20 protein-coding genes and 1 tRNA gene are annotated in these 20,501 nt (G+C 72.7%); 8 read left to right on the top strand and 13 right to left on the bottom strand.

What is annotated here, in order from left to right; translation table 11 throughout:
- Positions 1-41 precede the first annotated feature (41 nt).
- The 4 genes from BBH68_RS41830 to BBH68_RS06490 all read left to right on the top strand — a co-directional run bounded on the left by BBH68_RS41830 (position 42) and on the right by BBH68_RS06490 (position 2,042).
- Complete coding sequence (locus BBH68_RS41830; RefSeq protein ID WP_158080404.1) at positions 42-203, top strand: hypothetical protein; 162 nt, start codon at positions 42-44, stop codon at positions 201-203.
- Positions 187-483: a PqqD family peptide modification chaperone gene (locus tag BBH68_RS41825; protein ID WP_065959620.1), complete on the top strand. Its 297-nt coding sequence runs from the start codon at positions 187-189 to the stop codon at positions 481-483. Before BBH68_RS41830 ends, BBH68_RS41825 begins: the two co-directional genes overlap by 17 nt.
- 5 nt (positions 484-488) lie before the next feature.
- Positions 489-902, top strand: a complete 414-nt coding sequence (locus BBH68_RS06495) for a lasso peptide biosynthesis B2 protein (protein ID WP_065959727.1) — start codon at positions 489-491, stop codon at positions 900-902.
- An 87-nt stretch (positions 903-989) separates the two neighbouring features.
- Complete coding sequence (locus tag BBH68_RS06490) at positions 990-2,042, top strand: protein-L-isoaspartate O-methyltransferase family protein (RefSeq protein ID WP_065959618.1); 1,053 nt, start codon at positions 990-992, stop codon at positions 2,040-2,042.
- A 72-nt stretch (positions 2,043-2,114) separates the two neighbouring features.
- On the opposite strand, the gene BBH68_RS06485 is transcribed toward BBH68_RS06490, so the two are convergent.
- From BBH68_RS06485 to BBH68_RS06470, 4 genes are all read right to left on the bottom strand, one after another.
- Positions 2,115-2,187, bottom strand: a tRNA-His gene (locus BBH68_RS06485).
- A gap of 90 nt (positions 2,188-2,277) precedes the next feature.
- Positions 2,278-2,886: an oligoribonuclease gene (gene orn / locus BBH68_RS06480; protein WP_065959617.1), complete on the bottom strand. Its 609-nt coding sequence runs from the start codon at positions 2,884-2,886 to the stop codon at positions 2,278-2,280.
- Positions 2,887-2,891: 5 nt separating this feature from the next.
- Positions 2,892-4,208: a helix-turn-helix domain-containing protein gene (locus tag BBH68_RS06475; protein WP_065959615.1), complete on the bottom strand. Its 1,317-nt coding sequence runs from the start codon at positions 4,206-4,208 to the stop codon at positions 2,892-2,894.
- Between the two features lie 438 nt (positions 4,209-4,646).
- The gene (locus BBH68_RS06470) at positions 4,647-4,973 is read right to left on the bottom strand and encodes a hypothetical protein (protein WP_245737919.1); all 327 of its coding nucleotides are present in this window, start codon (positions 4,971-4,973) and stop codon (positions 4,647-4,649) included.
- Positions 4,974-5,413: 440 nt separating this feature from the next.
- On the opposite strand from BBH68_RS06470, the gene BBH68_RS06465 reads away from it, so the two are divergent.
- The gene (locus BBH68_RS06465; RefSeq protein WP_065959613.1) at positions 5,414-5,935 is read left to right on the top strand and encodes a universal stress protein; all 522 of its coding nucleotides are present in this window, start codon (positions 5,414-5,416) and stop codon (positions 5,933-5,935) included.
- A gap of 404 nt (positions 5,936-6,339) precedes the next feature.
- Here the strand turns inward: BBH68_RS06465 and glmS are convergent, their stop codons facing one another.
- The 6 genes from glmS to BBH68_RS06435 form a co-directional block, all read right to left on the bottom strand.
- Entirely contained in the window at positions 6,340-8,181 is a 1,842-nt protein-coding gene (glmS, locus tag BBH68_RS06460; protein WP_065959608.1) for a glutamine--fructose-6-phosphate transaminase (isomerizing), read from the bottom strand.
- Between the two features lie 42 nt (positions 8,182-8,223).
- On the bottom strand, positions 8,224-8,499 hold the full coding sequence (locus BBH68_RS06455; protein WP_065959607.1) for a hypothetical protein: 276 nt from the start codon (positions 8,497-8,499) through the stop codon (positions 8,224-8,226).
- A 128-nt stretch (positions 8,500-8,627) separates the two neighbouring features.
- Positions 8,628-9,794, bottom strand: coding sequence for an acyl-CoA dehydrogenase family protein (locus tag BBH68_RS06450; RefSeq protein ID WP_065959606.1), 1,167 nt, complete (start codon positions 9,792-9,794; stop codon positions 8,628-8,630).
- Positions 9,795-9,797: 3 nt separating this feature from the next.
- Positions 9,798-10,742 carry a hydroxymethylglutaryl-CoA lyase gene (locus BBH68_RS06445; protein ID WP_065959604.1) on the bottom strand — a complete coding sequence of 315 codons (945 nt, stop codon included), beginning with the start codon at positions 10,740-10,742 and terminating at the stop codon, positions 9,798-9,800.
- Positions 10,742-12,955 carry an acetyl/propionyl/methylcrotonyl-CoA carboxylase subunit alpha gene (locus tag BBH68_RS06440; protein ID WP_065959603.1) on the bottom strand — a complete coding sequence of 738 codons (2,214 nt, stop codon included), beginning with the start codon at positions 12,953-12,955 and terminating at the stop codon, positions 10,742-10,744. Before BBH68_RS06440 ends, BBH68_RS06445 begins: the two co-directional genes overlap by 1 nt.
- 30 nt (positions 12,956-12,985) lie before the next feature.
- Positions 12,986-14,638, bottom strand: a complete 1,653-nt coding sequence (locus tag BBH68_RS06435; protein ID WP_065959601.1) for a carboxyl transferase domain-containing protein — start codon at positions 14,636-14,638, stop codon at positions 12,986-12,988.
- A 175-nt stretch (positions 14,639-14,813) separates the two neighbouring features.
- Here BBH68_RS06435 and BBH68_RS06430 point away from each other — a divergent pair, with 175 nt between their 5' ends.
- The 3 genes from BBH68_RS06430 (at position 14,814) to BBH68_RS06420 (ending at position 17,738) form a co-directional block, all read left to right on the top strand.
- Positions 14,814-15,452, top strand: coding sequence for an SACE_7040 family transcriptional regulator (locus BBH68_RS06430; protein WP_065959599.1), 639 nt, complete (start codon positions 14,814-14,816; stop codon positions 15,450-15,452).
- Positions 15,453-15,573: 121 nt separating this feature from the next.
- Positions 15,574-16,731: an acyl-CoA dehydrogenase family protein gene (locus BBH68_RS06425; protein ID WP_065959597.1), complete on the top strand. Its 1,158-nt coding sequence runs from the start codon at positions 15,574-15,576 to the stop codon at positions 16,729-16,731.
- Between the two features lie 65 nt (positions 16,732-16,796).
- On the top strand, positions 16,797-17,738 hold the full coding sequence (locus BBH68_RS06420) for an acyl-CoA thioesterase (protein WP_065959595.1): 942 nt from the start codon (positions 16,797-16,799) through the stop codon (positions 17,736-17,738).
- A gap of 14 nt (positions 17,739-17,752) precedes the next feature.
- Here BBH68_RS06420 and BBH68_RS06415 read toward each other — a convergent pair whose 3' ends face one another.
- The 3 genes from BBH68_RS06415 to BBH68_RS38965 form a co-directional block, all read right to left on the bottom strand.
- Positions 17,753-18,562, bottom strand: coding sequence for a phosphatase (locus BBH68_RS06415; RefSeq protein WP_425428780.1), 810 nt, complete (start codon positions 18,560-18,562; stop codon positions 17,753-17,755).
- Positions 18,563-18,665: 103 nt separating this feature from the next.
- Positions 18,666-20,123, bottom strand: a complete 1,458-nt coding sequence (locus BBH68_RS06410) for a DEAD/DEAH box helicase (protein ID WP_065959594.1) — start codon at positions 20,121-20,123, stop codon at positions 18,666-18,668.
- Positions 20,124-20,414: 291 nt separating this feature from the next.
- Positions 20,415-20,501 (bottom strand): cold-shock protein (locus BBH68_RS38965; protein ID WP_141712962.1); only part of this gene is annotated, 87 nt, incomplete at its 5' end.

The following is a 20,501-nucleotide window of genomic DNA, read 5'->3' as shown; positions in this document are numbered from 1 at the left end:
GCCCCCTCACCGGGCCCGGAGGCCAGACGAGGGGGGGCGCGGTGCGGCCCGTCCATGACGCGCTCGCCCGGGCGGCCGCGGGGCAGCCCACCGCCCAGGGCGCCCTGCACCTGGTGGTGGCCGCCGAAGTGTGGCTGCGGCAGCTCGCCGCTGCGCCCACGACGTGGTGGGAGGAGGCGAGCGCCCATGTGGCAGCTGCATGAGAGCACCCACCCGGTCCTCACCGACGAGGGCGGCGCGATCCTCGACGAGCACACCGGCCGCTGGATCTACCTCACCCCGACCGCCTCGGCCGCGGTGATGCTGCTGCTGGCGTCCACGACTCAGGCCGAGGCCGCCGACCGCTTCGCCGAGCGGTACGGCATCCTCGGCGAGCAGGCCGCCGCCGACGTCCGCGCCGTCGCCCAGGCGCTGACTGCTCAGGGCCTCACCGGAACCGACGACGCGCCGGCCCGGCGGCGCCGGTGGGGGCGGCGCTCGTGACCAGCATGGAGGCGTACTCCACCACCCGGACCGGCACCTTGGGTGAGCGCGTGGCCGCGGCCGCCGGGCTTGCGCTCGCCCTGGTGCTGCTGCGGCTCCCGTTCCGGCACACCATCCGCGCCGCCCGCCTCGCCCGCCGGGTCGGCCGGCGCCAGCTCGATGCCGACCGAGCCGAGGCGCTCGTCGGCGCCGTACGGCACACCGCCCGTCTGTGGCCCGGCCGCGCCGCCTGCCTGGAAACATCGCTCGGCGCCGTGCTCGCCGCCGCCCTGCTCGGCCGCCGCCTCACCTGGTGTCTGGGGGCGCGGTTCTCCCCGCCGCCGGTGGAGTACCACGCCTGGGCCGAACTGCCCGGCGGCGGCCCGGTCAGTGAGTACACCGTCGCCGGATGGCACCACCACACCGCCCTGGAGATCTGACCGCGCTCACGGCTGAGCGCGTGTCCTTCACCCGGCCGGAGCTGTTGAAACACACGAGTTCCCCACCACCCGCAGGAGTGAAAAAGGTTGACCCTCTCCGCACCGCCCATCACCCTGGCCCCCCACGTCGCCGAAGCCGCGGAGACGGTGCCCGCCCGGCACTACACCCACCATGACGAGCGCGGCCACACCGTCCACCGAACCAACCCCGTCTACGTACAGCGCGACGTGAGCAGCCTGGACGTCGCCGAAGGCATGAACGTCCTGGAAATCGGCACCGGCTCCGGCTACTCCGGCGCCCTGCTCGCCCGCCTCGCCGGCGCCTCCGGACGGGTCACGAGCCTGGACATCGACCCCTACCTGACACGTTGGGCCAACCTCATCCACCACCGGCGCGGCCTGGACAACATCCGCTGCTTCACCGTGGACGGCACCGCTGGCCTCCTCAGCCGCGGCCCGTACGACCGGATCGTGGCCTGGTGCACGCCGCCCCTGCTGCCAGCGGCCTGGCTCGACCAACTGTCCGAGGACGGGTTGATCGTCACGCCGTTGCCCGTGGCCGCACTGCCCCACTTGACCGTCGTCACCCGGATCCGGACCGTCCAGGGCCAGCCGACCGTGGAGAACGTGACGACGGGCGGCTACATCGACGCCACCGCTTCCCCCAAGGCCGATCTGGACCTGCCCGGCCGCTGGGTCGACTGGGAGAACCGCCACCCCAGCCTCTCGTGGATCTCCATCGCCTGGCGCGACCGGGACGACTGGCAGCACACAGGCGCCCGCGCAACACTCAACCGTCTGCTGAACCCGAATTACAGGGAGCCTGCTGACGCTGTGGTCCAGGACTGGCCACTGTGGAAGTACTGGCCCGCCGCCACCGGCGACCTGGGGATGACCATGGTCGGCCTCGGCCCCGAGAACCTGGCGTTCGGCCACAGCACACCGGATTCCGCAGCGGTCATCACCCAGGACGGCCGCATCATCGCCGACAGCGCGGAATCGCCCTCACTGGCCGTCCTGCGCTCCTGGATCTCCGGCTGGAACGACGCCGGCTGTCCGCCCCGCGAGTCCTACAAGCCGTCCCTTGTACCCCACAGCAGCCACGCCGGTACGGGATGGGACCTACGCCTGAGACGGTAACAACCACAACCCCGAAAGAGCAGAAAGATCAGCCCGCGACCTGTCTTCGCAGGTCACGGGCTGATCGTTCAGGGTGAGTAACGGGACTCGAACCCGCGACATCCTGGACCACAACCAGGTGCTCTACCAGCTGAGCTATACCCACCATGACCGGCGCTTTCCGCACCGGCCGAGAAAAAGTGTACAGGGTCCTCGGGGGTGCTCGCTCCCGGCTTTCCGGGCCGGGAGCGAGGGGTCACGGCTGCCGGGCGGGAAGGACGTGCTTCGCCGCGATCGACTTGGCCGTGTCCGAGTCCGGGCCGGGCTGCGGGACGAAGACCGCCTCCCGGTAGTAGCGCAGCTCCGCGATGCTCTCGTGGATGTCCGCGAGGGCGCGGTGGTTGCCGTTCTTCTTGGGGCTGTTGAAGTAGGCCCGCGGGTACCAGCGGCGGGCCAGCTCCTTGATCGATGAGACGTCGACGATCCGGTAGTGGAGGTAGCTCTCGAGCTCGGGCATGTCCCGCAGCAGGAAGCCCCGGTCGGTGCCGACCGAGTTTCCGCACAGGGGGGCCTTGCCGGCCTCCGGGACGTGCTCGCGGACGTACGCCAGGACCTGCCGCTGGGCGTCCTCCAGCGTGGTCCCGCCGTCCAGCTCCGCGAGCAGTCCGGAGGCCGTGTGCATCTCGCGCACCACCTCGGGCATGGTGGTCAGCGCTTCGGCGGGCGGCCGGACAACGATGTCCACTCCGTCACCCAGGATGTTCAGCTCGGAGTCCGTGACCAGCGCGGCCACCTCGATAAGCGCGTCGTCCGACAGCGAGAGCCCGGTCATCTCGCAGTCGATCCACACCATGCGATCGTTCATACGTCTCACCCTACGGGGCGCTCCCGCTGGCCGGGCAGGGTCGGGCGGCCGGGCGCACGGCCGGTGGCCTGCTCGGGCAGGCGCGGGGCGTAGGCGTCCGACTCGGGCTTGCCCGGGTCCGCTCCGCTGTGCGGGTGCGGCGCGTGGTGCGGGTGGGCCAGGGGTGCGCCGGGCCGCCGCAGCGGCATGGAGTGCTCGCCCGGGCGCTGCTCGCCCAGCTCGGCCCGGTCGAGCCGCTCGCCCCGCTCCAGGCGGTCCAGCCGCTCGGAGCGCTCCGGGCGGTCCGTACGGTCCCCGGGGCCGCCCTGGGGCCTGCGGGCGCGGTACGCGGCCCGGTAGGCGGCCGGGGAGGACCCCAGCTGCCGCCGGAAGTGCCCGCGCAGCGCGACCGGGGAGCGGAAGCCGCAGCGGCCGGCGACCTCGTCGACGGAGTAGTCGGAGGTCTCCAGGAGGCGCTGCGCCTGGAGCACCCGCTGGGTGATCAGCCACTGGAGTGGAGCGCTCCCAGTGAGCGAGCGGAACCGGCGGTCGAAGGTGCGGCGGCTCATATAGGCCCGCGCGGCCAGGGCCTCGACGTCGAACTGCTCGTGCAGGTGCTCGAGCGCCCACGCCACGACCTCGGCGAGCGGATCCGCGCCGATCTCCTCAGGTAATGACCTGTCCAGGTAGCGCTCCTGTCCTCCGCTGCGGCGCGGCGGGACGACCAGGCGGCGGGCCAGGGCACCCGCGGCGTCCGCGCCGTGGTCGGTGCGGACGATGTGCAGGCACAGGTCTATGCCCGCGGCGGTGCCCGCCGAGGTCAGGATGTCCCCGTCGTCCACGAACAGCTCGCGCGGGTCGACGTGGACGGACGGATAGCGCTTGGCGAGCGTCGGCGCGTACATCCAGTGGGTGGTCGCCGGGCGGCCGTCCAGCAGCCCCGCGGCGGCGAGTACGAAGGCCCCGGTGCACAGGCCCACGATCCGCGCGCCCTCCTCGTGCGCGCGGCGCAGCGCGTCGAGCGCCGCGGTCGGTGGCGGCTGGGTTATCGACCGCCAGGCCGGTACGACGACGGTGCCGGCCCGGGACAGCGCCTCCAGGCCGTATGGTGCGGTCAGTTCCAGTCCGCCGGTCGTTCGCAGTGGCACATCTTCGCCCGCGCACACCAGCAGTCGGTACCGCGGGACTCCGGCGTCCTGACGGTCGATGCCGAAGACGGAGAGCGGGATGGAGCTTTCGAAGATAGGGCCGCCGCTGAAGAGCAGCACCGCGACGATTTCCCGTCGCCGGCGTCCGGAGAGCTTGCGCGAGGTCTCCGGTACGGTCGTGGAGTCCTGGCTCATCGAACTAAGCCCCCCTCGGTGGTCGCGTCCTCTCGGTCCTGCACGTTTCCCCTCGGTCCTGAACGGTTCCCCCGCCGGTCATGGCCAAGATCGAATCTACTGTGTCGCGTGTGGTCGCCGTGACCAGTTCACCACCCGCCACTATGTCGACATGACAACTTGGCGGGAAGCATTCGATCACGAAGCGTTGCACTCGTGGGCCTCCCTGTGAAGTACGCCTAGCGCTCGAACCCACTTCGCGTAGGGGGTCCGGGCCGCCGATACCCCTTTCCCCGCTGGTCGGAGGGGGTTGGGCCCGGCGTTTGCCAAGGAAAGAACTCTGAGGCGAAGTTGGCCGAAAAGGAGTGGGCGCAGACGTGCGGAAGGGTCCTCCGCCGGGCGTACGACCCGCTCGGAGACCCTCAGCAGTGTGTGCCCGGAGCGCTACGGAGCGCGCCCTCAGCCCCGCCGGCCGCCCCTGTGCGCCCCGATTCCGGTGCGCCCATGTCGTCCACGATGTGGACTCACCCCCGCCCCGGAGAGCCGCGCGGCGGCGCGCTCGGAGCGGCGCAGCAGCGTCCGGCTGACGGCGGTGACCGCGGCCAGCCCGAGGGCGGAGCCGGCGGCCGCGCCGAACGGCGAGCCGCACACCAGCAGCACCACGGGCACCAGGGCGCTGCTGAACGCGCCCCAGCGGGTCACCTCGTCGGCCGCCTCTCCCACCGGGGTCCGGGCGGGGTGGCCGTGGCCTTCGCGGGACGCGTCGTACTCGAGGGTGGCGGGCACGTATCTGCTCCTCGGAGGCGGCGGACGGGGGACCACGCGGCTTCTACAACGCCCCGCGGGCCGTGGGGTCACTGCCGACCGCCCGCCCGGTGGACGCGGCTTCGCCCGGCGTCCACCGGACGATCGCTCGAGGCTCACTCGGGCCTCGCCGGGGGAGCCGCACATCGGCACGGTCGGGACCACTTGGGGCATTGCGTTACGGGCCGCCCTCCGGCATGCTCCGTGGAACGCCTCGGGCGGTTCGCCGCCCAGGAGCTCTCTGGGCAGGAGGGGAGTGGCGCCGTACCCTTAGGGGCAAGGGCTTGGAAAGATGAATCCCGGACGGATTCGGTTCGTTCGATACGCTCCCCCGAGCGCCAGCGAGCTTGCGTCCCCTGACAACTCCAACCACGAGCCCCCGCCGTTCCCTCCTCACGAGGACTTCCTTCGCCGAGACACCGATGGCCGGTCACGACATCCCCGAACCCGCGGACCGCAAGCGGGTCGCCGATCACATGGCGCACCCCGAAGCGGCGGAAGAATCACGTCATTCCTGCGATCCGGCGTTCCAGCACGGCGTCGTGGTGGGATTCGACGGTTCGACATCGAGCGAGCGCGCCCTCGCGTACGCCATCGGCATGGCCCGGCGCTCCGGCTCCGGCCTGATCATCGTCCATGTGGCCAACCGGCTGCCGACGACCGTGTGGGCCGGGTGCGAGCCCCCGGTCTTCGTCGACGTGCCCGACCACCGCACCGAGGTGCTGGGCCTGGAGCTGGCCTGCGCCGACCATCTCACCGAGGTGCCCTGGATCCTCGTGGAGCGGGGCGGGGACATCTGCCACGAGCTGGAGGAGGTCGGCCGGGAGTACGCGGCCGACGCGATCGTGGTCGGCTCCACGCACGGGCTGGTGGGGCGGATCTTCGGCTCGGTCGCGGGGCGGCTGGCACGCCGGGCGCAGCGGCCCGTGGTGGTCATTCCCTGACGTTCCCGGGGCCCGGATCGGTTCCCGGGGGGTTCGTGGCCGGTTCCCGGGCGCGCGGACGGGCGTCGGGAATCGGACATGCTCAACTCCCTTGCGAACCGGCCGAGATGGCGTCAAGTCCGGCTTGACACCGCCCGGCGGCGGGCGAATCTACCCGCGCGTAGAGGTGGATTGTGCGTTTGTGACGGGTAAAAACCGAACGATCGGGCGTGCGTCGCGTGCCGCCGGTCGGGAGGTGACGGCTCCCGGCGGCGGCTCACCTGCCGGCGTGAGGGCGACGCCGGCACAGGGGAGGCGGCCCCCGCGTGCGTGGTGGCACACGCGGGGGACCGCCGAGCGCTCGGCCGCCGGGCGGCCGGGCCTGAGGGTCGCTCGGCAAGGCCGGCCCTGAGGGCCGCTCAGCCCTACTCCACCGTCACGGACTTCGCCAGGTTGCGCGGCTTGTCGATGTCGCGGCCCAGCGCCAGCGCCGTGTGGTAGGCGAGGAGTTGCAGCGGGACGCCCATCAGGATCGGGTCCAGCTCCGGCTCGTTGCGCGGGACCACGATCGTGTGGTCCGCCTTCTCCTGCTCCTGGTGCGCCACGGCCAGGATCCGGCCGCTGCGGGCCTTGATCTCCTCCAGCGTCGCGCGGTTCTTCTCCAGCAGGTCGTCGTCCGGGAGCACGGCGACGGTCGGCACCTCGGGCTCGATGAGCGCCAGCGGGCCGTGCTTGAGCTCCGAGGCCGGATACGCCTCGGCGTGGACGTAGGAGACCTCCTTGAGCTTCAGGGACGCCTCGCGGGCGACCGGGTAACCGCGCACCCGGCCGATGAACATCATGCTCTTCGCGTTCGCGTACTCCGCCGCGAGCTTCTTGATCTCCTCCTCGCCGCGCAGCACCTCCGCGATCTGCTCGGGCAGCCGCCGCAGCCCGGCGATGATCCGCTTTCCGTCGGCGACCGACAGGTCCCGGATCCGGCCGAGGTGGAGGGCCAGCAGGGCGAAGGCCACGGCCGTGTTGGTGAAGCACTTGGTGGACACGACGCAGACCTCGGGGCCCGCGTGGACGTACACCCCGCCGTCCGTCTCCCGGGCGATCGCGCTGCCGACCACGTTGACCACGCCCAGGACTCGCGCGCCCTTGCGCTTGAGCTCCTGGACGGCGGCCAGGGTGTCGTACGTCTCCCCGGACTGGCTGACCGCGATGTAGAGGGTGTCCGGGTCGACGACCGCGTTGCGGTAGCGGAACTCGCTGGCCGGCTCGGCGTCCGCCGGGATCCGGGCCAGCTCCTCGATCAGCTGGGCGCCGATCAGGCCCGTGTGGTAGGCCGAGCCGCAGCCGAGGATCTTCACCCGGCGCACCCCGCGCGCCTCGCGGGCGTCCAGGTTGAGCCCGCCGAGGCGGACGGTGGCGAAGCGGTCGTCGATGCGCCCGCGCAGCACCCGGTCCACGGCGTCGACCTGCTCGTGGATCTCCTTGTGCATATACGTGTCGTGGCCGCCCATGTCGTACGACTCGGCCTCCCACTCCACGGTGGTCGGCGTGGCCGAGGTACGGGAGCCCTCGGTGGTGTAGGTGCGGAAGTCGTCGGCCTTGAGGGTGGCCATCTCGCCGTCGTCGAGGGTGACCACCTGGCGGGTGTGGCTCACCAGCGCGGCGACGTCCGAGGCGACGAACATCTCCTTCTCGCCGATGCCCAGCACCACGGGGGAGCCGTTGCGGGCGACGACGATCCGGTCGGGGAAGTCCGCGTGCAGCACGGCGATGCCGTACGTGCCCTCGACCAGGGCGAGGGCCTGGCGGACCTTCTCCTCCAGCGTGGCGGCCTGCGAGCGGCCGATCAGGTGGGCCAGGGTCTCCGAGTCGGTCTCGGAGGCCAGCTCGACCCCGTCGGCGGCGAGCTTGGCGCGCAGCTCGGCGGCGTTGTCGATGATGCCGTTGTGGACGATCGCGACCTTGCCGTCCGCGTCCAGGTGCGGATGCGCGTTGGTGTCGTTGGGCGCGCCGTGGGTGGCCCAGCGGGTGTGCGCGATGCCGACGGTGCCCGCGAAGCGCTTGGGAAGCCTGGCCTCCAGATCCCGCACCCGGCCCTTGGCCTTCACGGTCTTCAGACCGGTCGGGTGCGCCGCTTGCCCCGATTTGGCGGGCTTGGCGTGGATCGCGATACCGGCCGAGTCATAGCCGCGGTACTCCAGGCGCTGCAGCCCCTCCAGCAGCAGCGGCGCCACATCGCGCTTCCCGATATATCCGACGATTCCGCACATGGTGTTAAACCCTCCCTGACGCGTCGCTCATGGGTGCCCGGCTCAGCCGTAGACGATGCGCCGCAGCTGGCGCAGCGAGAGCTCCGGCGGAGCCACCGCGCGGTGCGGCAGCTCGGCCGTGATCCGCTCGAAGATGTCCGGGTTCGTCAGCCCGCCGGACTGTAGCTCGCGGTGGCGGCGGCGGACGTATTCCTCGGTCGTCTCGTCGAAGTACGCCAGCACGTCCAGCACCACCCGGGCGGCCTCGCCGCGGCTGAGCGGCGTGCTGCGCACCAGGTGGTCGATGAGGTCATCGTGGGACATACGGCGATCGAGCACCCGTAGATACTGCGGGGAGCCGTCCCGTTTCGCAAGAATCCTGCCCGATATCGGGCAGGGAGGGTCCGATACCGGGCAGGGAGGGGTGTTGGGCGCGGGGTGTTGGGCGGGGCAGGGGCGCCCCCGGGTCAGCCGGCGAGCCCCAGCTCGCGGGCGATCAGCATCCGCTGGACCTCGCTGGTGCCCTCGCCGATCTCCAGGATCTTGGAGTCCCGCCACATCCGGGCCACCGGGTACTCGTTCATGAAGCCGTATCCGCCGTGGACCTGCGTGGCCTCCCGCGCGTTGGTCACCGCGACCTCGGAGGAGTAGAGCTTGGCGATCGACGCCTCCTTCTTGAACGGCTCGCCGCGCACCAGCCGCGAGGCCGCGTCCCGCCACGCCACCCGGGCCAGGTGCGCCCGGGTCTCCATGTCCGCGATCTTGAACTGGATGGCCTGGTTGGCGCCGATGGGGCGGCCGAAGGCCTCGCGGGTCTTCGCGTACGCCACCGACTCGTCCGCGCAGCCCTGGGCCAGGCCGGTGGCCATCGCGGAGATCGCCACCCTGCCCTCGTCCAGGATCCGCAGGAACTGGGCGTAGCCACGGCCCTTCTCGCCCAGCAGATGGTCCGCCGGGACCCGGCAGTCGGAGAAGGACAGCTCGCGGGTGTCCGACGCGTTCCACCCCACCTTGGAGTAGGGGGCGGCGACGGCCAGGCCGGGGGTGCCCGAGGGCACGATGATCGTGGAGATCTCGGGTCCGCCGTCGGGCTTGCGGCCGGTGACGGCCGTGACCGTGATCAGCGCGGTGATGTCGGTGCCGGAGTTGGTGATGAAGCACTTGGTGCCGTTGATCACCCACTCGCCCGTGGCCTCGTCCAGCCGGGCGGTGGTGCGGGTGGCGCCCGCGTCCGAGCCGCCGCCGGGCTCCGTCAGGCCGAACGCGCCCAGGGACTCGCCCGAGCACAGGGCGGGCAGCCAGCGGCGCTTCTGCTCCTCCGTGCCGTAACGGAAGATCGGCATCGCGCCCAGCGACACCCCGGCCTCCAGGGTGACGGCCACGGAGGAGTCCACCCGGGCCAGCTCCTCGATGGCCAGACAGAGCGCGAAGTAGTCGCCGCCCATGCCGCCGTACTCCTCGGGGAAGGGCAGCCCGAACAGGCCCATCCGGCCCATCTCGCGGACGATCTCGTACGGGAACTCGTGCTGCTCCCAGTACTCCCCGATCTTCGGGGCCACCACGTCGTGCGCGAACGCCTCGACGGTACGGCGCAGTTCCTCGTGCTCGGGAGAGAGGCGGTGGTCGGTCGACATGGCTCAGAACTCCTTCGGGGCAAGCGCGCGGACGGTACGGGACGGGCTGGGCCGGCCCAGGTGACGGGCCATCCACTCACTGGTCGCGGCGAGCCGGCGCAGATCCACCCCGGTCTCGATGCCGAGGCCGTCGAGCATCCACACCAGGTCCTCGGTGGCCAGGTTGCCGGTGGCGCTCTTCGCGTACGGGCAGCCACCGAGGCCGCCGGCGGAGGCGTCGACACAGGTGACGCCGTACTGGAGCGCCGTGAGGGTGTTGGCGAGCGCCTGGCCGTAGGTGTCGTGGAAGTGGACCGCCAGCTTGGTCGCCGGGACGCCCGCCTCGCTCAGGGCGGACAGCAGCTCCAGCACATGGCCGGGGGTGGCCACGCCGATGGTGTCGCCCAGGCTCAGCTCCGCGCACCCCATGTCCATGAGGCGGCGGGCGACCGAGACCGTCTGGGAGACGGGGACCGCGCCCTCCCACGGGTCGCCGAAGCACATCGACAGATAGCCGCGCACCCCGGCGCCCGCCGCGCGGGCCTCGGCGACGACGGGCTCGAACATCTCCAGCACCTCGTCGACCGAGCGGTTCAGATTGGCCCGGGCGAAGGACTCGGTGACGCTGGCGAAGACGGCCACGTCCCGCGCCCCGAGCGCCAGCGCGCGCTCCAGCCCGCGCTTGTTGGGCACCAGCACGGGCAGCCGGGCCGGGGTGTCCTCCAGCAGGGGCATCAGCTCCTCGGCGTCGGCCAGCTGGGGCACCCACTTGGGGTGGACGAAGCTCGTGGCCTCGACGGTGGTCAGCCCCGCCTCGGCCAGCCGCCGGATGAACTCGGCCTTCACCGCCACCGGGACGAGCGTCTTCTCGTTCTGCAGGCCGTCCCGGGGGCCCACTTCATGGATGCGGACCCGGGCGGGCAGCCCGGGGGCCGGGAAGGTCATGGGAAGGGTGTCGGGAAGGGCCATCACGCACGCTCCTCGGTCTCGCGCGGGGTGACGACCGCCAGCAGCTGGTCCATGGCGACCGTGCTGCCGGGGGCCACGTCGAGCTCGGTGACGGTGCCGTCGTGCGGGGCGGAGATGACGTGCTCCATCTTCATGGCCTCGACCACCACCAGACCCTGCCCGGCGGTGACCTCGTCGCCGACGGCGGCCTTCACCACCGTGACCGTGCCGGGCATCGGCGCGGTCAGCTCCCCGGCGTGGGTGCCGGCCGCCCCGCCGCGCAGCGCCGCCTCCACCGGGTCGTGGTCGGCCACCTGCCAGGCGTCGCCGTCCCGGCCCAGCCAGTGGCCGGCGCCGTGTGCGGCGTACGCGAAGGTGTGGGTGACGCCGCCCCAGTCCAGCACGGCCCGCGCGCCCCCGCCCCCGGAGGGGAGACCCCCCGGCCCGCCGGCCGGGCCGGCTGCGGGCCCGCTCGCGGGCGGCACCGTCAGCCGCGCCCGGACGATCCGGGGCTCGGCGCCCTGCGCGCCGCCCGGAGCGCTCCGCGCGGCGGGGGAGCCCTGGACCGGCGCCGGGGCGGCCGCGGGCCCGGCCGCGCCGCCGGCGTCGGCCTCCTCCACCCACACCTCCGCGTCGTGGGCCCGGCCGCGCACCCGGACGGTCACCGGGGCATGGCCGGGGACGCGCAGATGGTGGACGGTCCAGGCGGGCTCGCCGCCCAGCCGCCAGCCGGTCGGCACGGAGAACGGATCCACCCAGCCGCCCGGGCCGCCGGGCCCGCCCGGCTCCAGCGCGGCCTGGCGCAGCAGGGCCGCCGCCGCGTACACCTCGTCCGGGACGGCGGAGGGCACCAGCGCGGCGGCCTCGCGGTCGACGAGACCGGTGTCCAGGTCGCCGGAGACCACGGCCGGGTGGGCGGCGAGGCGGCGCAGGAAGCCGGTGTTGGTGTCCAGGCCGAGGACGGTGGTGCGGGCCAGCGCGGCGCGCAGCCGGCGCAGGGCGGTGGGGCGGTCGGGGCCGTGGGCGACGACCTTGGCGAGCATCGGGTCGTAGACGGTGCCGACCTCGGTGCCGACGGTCAGCCCGGAGTCGACCCGCACCCCCTCCCCGTCCGGCTCGGACAGCGCGAGCACGGTGCCCGCCGAGGGGAGGAAGTCGACGGTGCCGCCGCTGACCCGGGCGGTCTCCGCGCAGAGGCGGGCCTCGACGGCATGGCCGGTGAGGGCGATGTCGTCCTGGCCGAAGGGCAGGTGCTCACCGGCCGCGATCCGCAGCTGCCACTCCACCAGGTCCAGCCGGCCCCGGTCCTTGACGGACACGGCCAGCTCGGTCACCGGGTGCTCGACCTGGAGGCGGGTGTTCATCTCCATGAAGCAGTACGCCGACGGGTCGTCGCCCGGGACGATGAACTCCACCGTGCCCGCGCCCACATAGCCGCAGGAGCGCGCGGCCTGCACCGCGGCCTCGCCCATCAGCGCCCTGGTGTCCGGGTCCAGCAGGGGGCTGGGCGCCTCCTCGATGATCTTCTGGTGGCGGCGTTGGAGCGAGCACTCGCGCTCGCCGAGGTGGAGGACCTGACCATGCCCGTCGGCCAGCACCTGGATCTCGATGTGCCGGGGGCGGTCGATCCAGCGCTCGACCAGCAGGGTGTCATCGCCGAACGCGCCCCGGGCCTCGCGCCGCGCGGCCGCGATCTCGTCGGCGAGCCGCGCCTCCTCCCGCACCAGCCGCATCCCCTTGCCGCCGCCGCCCGCCGAGGGCTTGAGCAGCACGGGCATGCCGATCTCGCGGGCGGCGTCGATGAGCTGGGCGTCGGTCAGGGCGCTGCCGACGGAACCGGGCACCACCGGCACACCGGCCGCCCGCACGCTCTCCTTGGCGCGGATCTTGTCGCCCATCAGCTCGATGGCCCCGGCGGGCGGGCCGATGAAGACGAGCCCGGCGCCGGCGCAGGCGCGCGCGAACGCCGCGTTCTCCGCGAGGAAGCCGTAGCCGGGGTGCACGGCCTGGGCTCCCGCGCGGTCGGCCGCGTCCAGCAGCCGCTTGAGCGACAGATAGCTCTCGGCGGGGCTCGCCGGGCCGAGCCGGACCGCCGTGTCCGCCTCGCGCACATGCAGCGCGTCCGCGTCGGCGTCGCTGAACACGGCGACCGAGCGCACACCGAGCCGCCGCAGGGTGCGGATCACCCGGACGGCGATCTCCCCGCGGTTGGCCACCAGGACTGTCTCGAACATCGGGCTCACACTCTTCAGCTCCACGGTCCCTCACATCCGGAAGACGCCGAAGCCGGGCGCCACGGGATCCTGGCCGGGCTTGCCGGGAAGCGGCGCGTTGGCACAGGCGGTGAGGGCCAGGCCCAGCACCGAGCGGGTCTCCAGGGGGTCGATCACGCCGTCGTCCCACAGCCGCGCCGTGGCGTAGTAGGCGTTTCCCTGGGTCTCGTACTGCTCGCGGATCGGCGCCCGGAAGGCCTCCTCCTCGTCCGCCGGCCACTCCTCGCCGCGCGCCTCCAGCTGGTCGCGCTTGACGGTCGCGAGCACGGAGGCCGCCTGCTCGCCGCCCATCACGGAGATCTTCGCGTTGGGCCACATCCACAGGAAGCGCGGCGAATAGGCGCGCCCGCACATCGAGTAGTTGCCCGCGCCGTACGAGCCGCCGACGACCACCGTCAGCTTCGGCACCCGGGCGCAGGCCACGGCGGTGACCATCTTGGCGCCGTGCTTGGCGATGCCGCCCGCCTCATAGCTGCGGCCGACCATGAAGCCCGAGATGTTCTGCAGGAACACCAGGGGGATGCCGCGCTGGTCGCACAGCTCGATGAAATGGGCGCCCTTCTGGGCCGATTCGGAGAACAGGATGCCGTTGTTGGCGACGATGCCCACCGGGTGGCCCATGATGTGCGCGAACCCCGTCACCAGGGTGGTGCCGAACTCGGCCTTGAACTCGGCGAACCGCGAGCCGTCCACGATCCGCGCGATCACCTCCCGCACGTCGTACGGGGTGCGGGAGTCGACCGGCACCGCCCCGTAGAGCCCCGCCGGGTCCACCGCGGGCTCCTCCGAGCGCCGCACCGGCCACGGCGGCGACCCGCCGCCCGGCAGGGACGGGGGGAGGGTGGAGACGATCGTGCGGACGATGCGCAGCGCGTGGGCGTCGTCCTCCGCGAGATGGTCGGTGACCCCGGAGACCTTGGAGTGGACCTCGCCGCCGCCCAGCTCCTCGGCCGTGACGACCTCCCCCGTTGCCGCCTTCACCAGCGGCGGCCCGCCCAGGAAGATCGTGCCCTGCCCGCGCACGATGACCGCCTCGTCGCTCATCGCCGGGACGTACGCCCCGCCCGCCGTGCAGGACCCGAGGACCGCCGCGATCTGCGGGATCCCGGCGCCCGACATCCGCGCCTGGTTGTAGAAGATCCGCCCGAAGTGGTCCCGGTCGGGGAAGACCTCGTCCTGCATGGGCAGGAAGGCGCCCCCGGAGTCGACCAGATACACGCACGGCAGGCGGTTCTCCAGCGCGACCTCCTGGGCGCGCAGATGCTTCTTGACCGTCATCGGGTAGTACGTGCCGCCCTTGACGGTGGCGTCATTGGCGATCACGACCACCTCGCGGCCCGCCACCCGCCCGATCCCCGCGATCACGCCCGCCGCCGGGGCCTGCCCCCCGTACATCCCGTCGGCGGCCAGCGGGGCCAGCTCCAGGAACGGCGAGCCCGCGTCCAGCAGGGTGTCGACCCGGTCGCGGGGCAGCAGCTTGCCGCGCGCGGTGTGCCGCGCCCGCGCCTTCTCGCCGCCGCCCAGCCGCGCCTCGGCCAGCTTCTCGCGCAGCCGCGCGGCCAGCTCGCGGTGCGCGGCCTCGTTGGCCGACCAGGCGTCGGACGCCGGATCGGCGGCGCTGCCCAACACCGGTGCCTGCTCCATGGCTACGGGCCCCCTTGCCTCGTGCGGTCTGCCTCGTGCGGTCTGTCTCGTGCGGTCCATCTCGTACGGTCTGTCTCGTACGGTTTGTCTCGTACGGTCCGTCCCGCGCGGTTAATGAGCGTTAACCCATCCACCAGGTTAACGACCACTAACGCCGCTGTCTAGAATTCCTTCCATGAGCACGCAAGCCCCTGCCCCCACCCGCCGCGAGCAGATCCTGAAGGAGGCGGCGCGCCTGTTCGCCGAGCGCGGCTTCCACGGCGTCGGCGTCGACGAGATAGGCGCGGCGGTCGGCATCAGCGGACCGGGCCTCTACCGCCACTTCGCCGGCAAGGAGGCCATGCTCGCGGAGCTGCTGGTCGGCATCAGCGGCCGGCTCCTGGCGGGCGGCAAGCGGCGCGCCGCCGAGGTCCCGGAGGGGGAGCGGGATCCGGCCGCCGTGCTGGACTCGCTGGTCCGGGGCCACATCGACTTCGCCCTCGACGACCGCCCGCTGATCGTCCTCCACGACCGCGAGCTGGATCGGCTCCGGGACACCGACCGCAAGCTGGTGCGCTCGCTCCAGCGGCAGTACGTCGAGCTGTGGGTCCAGGTGGTGTGCGAGGTCCACCCCCGGCTCTCCGAGGCCGAGGCGCGGGCGTGCGTCCACGCCGTCTTCGGGCTGCTCAACTCCACCCCCCACCTCAGCCGCCCCGGCGCCCTCCCGGGTCGCGCGGCCACCGCCGAGCTGCTGCACCGCCTGGCGCTCGGCGCCTTCCGCGCCGCCGCTGACGGGAGCGGGCCGGCGTCCGGGGAGGGCGGGGGCGGGGTCTGAGGCGGTGGGTCGCGCCGGGGTGGGGCGCGGTGGGTTCGTACGGGTCTGGACAGGCCTGCCGACTGGCCGGTAGCTTTCGCTGAGCAAGCGCTTAGCCAGCCGACCGAGGAGGCCGCCGCAGATGCGTCGCACGGTGTTCAACGAGGACCACGAGGCGTTCCGGGAGACCATCCGCGACTTCATCGCCGCCGAGGTCGTCCCCTACTACGAGGAGTGGCGCGAGGCCGGCCAGGCCCCCCGCGCGTTCTACAAGAAACTCGGTGAGCTGGGGATCTTCGGCATCGAGGTGCCCGAGGAGTACGGCGGCGCGGGCGAGACCAGCTTCAAGTTCAACGCGATCATCACCGAGGAGACCGCCCGGGCCGGCGTCAGCTTCGGCGGCAGCAGCGTGCACACCGCGCTCTGCCTGCCCTACCTCCTCAAGTACGCCACCGAGGAGCAGAAGCGGCGCTGGCTGCCCCCCTTCGTCTCCGGCGACATGATGACCGCCATCGCCATGACCGAGCCGGGCACCGGCTCCGACCTGGCGGGCATGAAGACCACCGCCAAGCTGTCCGAGGACGGCACCCACTACGTCCTCAACGGCGCCAAGACCTTCATCACCGGCGGTGTGCTCGCCGACCGCGTCCTGGTCTGCGCCCGCACCGCCCCCGCCACGCCCGAGGACCGCCGCGGCGGCATATCCATCCTCGTCGTCGACACCAGGAGCGAGGGCTACGCGGTCGGCCGCAAGCTGGAGAAGCTGGGCCTGAAGACCTCCGACACCGCCGAGCTGTCCTTCACCGACGTCAAGGTGCCGGTGGAGGACCTGCTGGGCGAGGAGGGCCGGGCGTTCGAGTACCTCACCCACAACCTCCCCCAGGAGCGCCTGGGCATCGCCGTCGGCGCGTACGCGCAGGCCGCGGCGGCCGTCGAGTTCGCCAAGGCCTATGTCACGGACCGGACGATCTTCGGCAAGTCGGTGGCGTCCTTCCAGAACACCAAGTTCACGCTCGCCGACTGCAAGGCCGAGGTGGACGCGATGCAGGCGGTCGTCGACCGGGCCCTGGAGGCGCACGACGCGGGCGAGCTCACCGCCGCGGACGCCGCCTCCGCGAAGCTCTTCACCACCGAGCGCGCGGCCGTCGTGATCGACAAGTGTCTGCAACTGCACGGCGGCTACGGCTACATGATGGAGTACCCCATCGCCCGCCTGTACGCGGACACCCGCGTCACCCGCATCTACGGCGGCACCAGCGAGGTCATGCGATCCATCGTCGCGAAGTCGATGGGCCTGTGAGACCGGCCCGCCCGGCCCCTCGTGGCAACAGCCCCGCAATACGGGTCTGCGACACTCCTTAAACCATGAACGACGCACCACACGGCGCACCGCACGGCGCACCGAAAGACGACGCGCCCCAGGGCCTGCCCGGTCTCCTCGACCTGCTCGACCTGGAACGGATAGACCTGGACATCTTCCGAGGCACCAGCAGCGCGGCACCCCTGGTGCCGCGCGTCTTCGGCGGCCAGGTCGCCGCCCAGGCCCTGGTCGCGGCCGGCCGCACCGTCCCGGCCGACCGCCCGGCCCACTCCCTGCACTCCTACTTCCTGCGCCCCGGCGACCCCGCCGCGCCCATCGTCTACACCGTGGACCGCATCCGCGACGGCTTCTCCTTCACCACCCGCCGGGTGGTGGCCGTCCAGCACGGCCAGCCGATCTTCCACCTCTCGGCGTCCTTCCAGCGCCACGAGGAGGGCCTGGAGCACCAGGAGCCCATGCCCGCCGTGCCCGACCCGCTCTCCCTGCCCAGCGGCGAGGAACTGCTGCCCCGATACGCCCACCTGTTCGGCGACCCGAGCGTGGTCGAGCGGATGCTGGAGGCGCGCGCCGCGATCGACCTGCGGTACGTGGACGCCCCGCCGTACGCCAGCGTCGGGCGGCCCCGCGAGCCGAAGTCGCAGGTTTGGTTCCGGACGAACGGCAAACTGGACGGCGCCGCCGACGACCCTCTCACGCACCTCTGCCTGGCCACCTATGTCTCCGACATGACCCTGCTGGACTCGATCCTCCTCGCCCACGGCCGCGGCGGCTGGGCCGTCGGCGACATCGTGGGCGCCAGCCTGGACCACGCCATGTGGTTCCACCGCCCGTTCCGCGCGGACGAGTGGCTGCTGTACGACCAGGAGAGCCCCTCCGCGTCCGGCGGCCGGGGCCTGGCCAAGGGCCGTATCTTCACGGCCGACGGACAACTGGCGGTCTCGGTGATCCAGGAAGGCGTCATGCGCGTCCCACGCGCGCGTGGGTAGGGCGGGGTTGCCCGTCAGAACCGGGCGTCGAGCCCCGCCGCGTCCAGGAGGTAGGCGACCATCGGGTCGTAGAAGCGCGGGTTGGTGACGTGGTCGTCCAGCGGCACCACCACCTGCAGCGTGCCCTCCGCCTCGCCGAGGAACAGCGCCGGGTCGTTGCAGTCCGCGTACCCCACCGCGTCGATGCCCCGCTGCCCCGCGCACCCCGCCCAGCCGTGGTCCGCGACCACCAGATCCGGCAGCGGCCGCCCCTCCCGCTCCAGGCCGTCCAGGATCGCGGCCATGGGGGCGGGGGAGTGGGTGTGCCACAGCGTCGCGCCGCGCTCCAGCATCGCCACGTCGCAGAACTGGAAGACGTACCCCTCGTCCGCCTCCAGACCGCCCGGGATCGACACGATGTCGCACCCCGCGGCCCGCAGCGCCGCCGCCGTGGCGCGGTGCACCTCCAGCAGCCCGCCCGGGTGCCCGGTGGCGAACAGCACCCGCTCCCCGGCCTCGGCCGCCTTCCGCAGCACCGACGCCATCCGGTCCAGCGCCCCCACCGTCAGCTCCGGGTCGATCGTGTCCTGCCCGACGCGGTGCTCCGGATCGTCCACCACGCCGCAGCGCTCCGCCATGACCGCCAGCACGTCCTGCTCGTCGGCCCAGCGGTCGCCCAGCTCCAGGCCCAGCCAGTAGTGGCGGTCGCCGTTCGCGAGCTTGCGGTAGTGGGCGAGGTTGTTGTCCCGGGGGGTGGCGACGTCTCCGGCGATGCGGGTACGGACCAGGTGGTCGATCAGTTCGGCCCGGCTGGGCACGGAGCTGGATATCGGCATGCGGTCCATTGTCGCCCCTGTGGCGGGTAAATGGGGGCGTCCGCTACGGCCCCGGTACTGACAGGATCATGACGCGACCACGGGCCCGGGCCCGGTCCCGGGGCTGACGGGATCAGGACGCCGCGCCCGGCTGCGCCCTCCCCGGCCGGCGGCCGCGCCGACGCCCCCGGCCCCGGCGGCCCCCCGCCGCACCGCCGGTGGCCGCCTGCGCCGGGGCCGGCGCGTCGATCGTGACGGCGACCCCGGACGGGACCCGCGCGCCGGTGATCCGGGCCAGCTCGGTGTCCTCGGAGCGGACCCGGGTGGTGCGCGGGGTGATGCCCGCGTCCGCCATCAGGCCGTTCATCGCACGGCGCTGCGCGGGCAGGACCAGGGTGACGACCGTGCCCGAGCCGCCCGCGCGGGCGGTGCGCCCGCCGCGGTGCAGATAGTCCTTGTGGTCCGCCGGCGGGTCCACGTTGACGACGAGATCGAGGTCGTCGACGTGGATGCCCCGGGCGGCGACATTCGTGGCCACCAGCACGCTGACGTGGCCGGTCTTGAAGTAGTCCAGGGTCCGGGTGCGCTGCGGCTGGGACTTGCCGCCGTGCAGCCCCGCCGCCCGCACGCCGCTCGCCAGCAGGTGCCGGGTCAGCCGGTCGACCGCGCGCTTGGTGTCCAGGAACATGATCACGCGGCCGTCGCGGGCGGCCACCCGGGTGACGACGGCCCGCTTGTCGGTGTCCTCGATGTGCAGCAGATGGTGCTCCATCGTGGTGACGGCGCCCGCCGAGGCGTCCACCGAATGGACGGCGGGATCGTCGAGGAACCGGCGCACCAACTGGCCGACGTTGTGGTCGAGGGTCGCCGAGAACAGCATGTGCTGGCCGTCGGCCGGGACCTGCCGCAGCAGCCGGGTCACCTGGGGGAGGAATCCCATGTCGGCCATCTGGTCGGCCTCGTCGAGAACCGTGACGCGCACCTGGTCCAGCACGCAGTCGCCGCGCTCGATCAGATCGTGGAGCCGCCCCGGAGTCGCGATGACCACCTCGGCGCCGTCCCGCAGCGCCGCCGCCTGGCGGTTGATCGACATTCCGCCGACCACGGTGGCCGGCCGCAGCCGCAGCGGCCGGGCGTACGGGGCGAGCGCGTCGGTGACCTGCTGGGCCAGCTCCCGGGTGGGGACCAGGACCAGGGCGAGGGGGTGGCGGGGCTCGGCGCGCCGCCCGGCGGTGCGGGCCAGCAGCGCCAGGCCGAAGGCCAGGGTCTTGCCGGAGCCGGTCCGTCCACGGCCCAGCACATCGCGCCCGGCCAGCGCGTTGGGGAGCGCGGCCGCCTGGATCGGGAACGGCACGGTCACGCCCTGGCGCGCCAGCTCCGCGGTGAGCGCGTCCGGCAGGTCCAGCTCGGTGAAGGAGCCGACGGCGGGCAGCAGCGGAGTGGTGCTCGGCGGCACGGCGAATTCATTTCCGCCGTCGGGTATGCCGGCGGGCACGGAGACCGGCGCCGGGGACGGGCGGCGCCCGCGTGAGCGCGGTGAGGCACCGCGGGACGAGCGGGCAGGGCGATTCGAGCGGGCACGTTGATCCATACGGGACCTTCCTCGGACGGCGCGTTTCGAGGAGGACTCCTCAGCGGGGATGGTCCCGGGGCGAGAAATTCGCAGAACGTGCCGGAGAGCGGGTGAATGACGGGGCTGTATGTCACGGCCTCGATCGGCCGTCGGCGGCCGGGTGAAATGCCGGCGTCGATCGGGCGTCGGCCGCGGAGGAAATGCCACCGTCCGGGAGCCCGGCCGCGGGGGCCGGAGCGGTCATGCGCGAGCCGGGGCCCGCACCCTTTCGGGCGCGGACCCCGGCTCGTGGCAGGCTTGTGAACCGTGTCAGGCGGGCACGATGTTCTCGGCCTGGGGGCCCTTCTGGCCCTGGGTGACGTCGAACGAGAACTTCTGGCCCTCGTTCGCGGAAGC

It is taken from the genome of Streptomyces sparsogenes (assembly GCF_001704635.1).
In the GTDB taxonomy this organism is placed as follows: Bacteria; Actinomycetota; Actinomycetes; order Streptomycetales; family Streptomycetaceae; genus Streptomyces; species Streptomyces sparsogenes.
The sequence above is the reverse complement of the archived record's forward strand: the minus strand, read 5'-3'. Positions and strand labels throughout refer to the sequence as shown.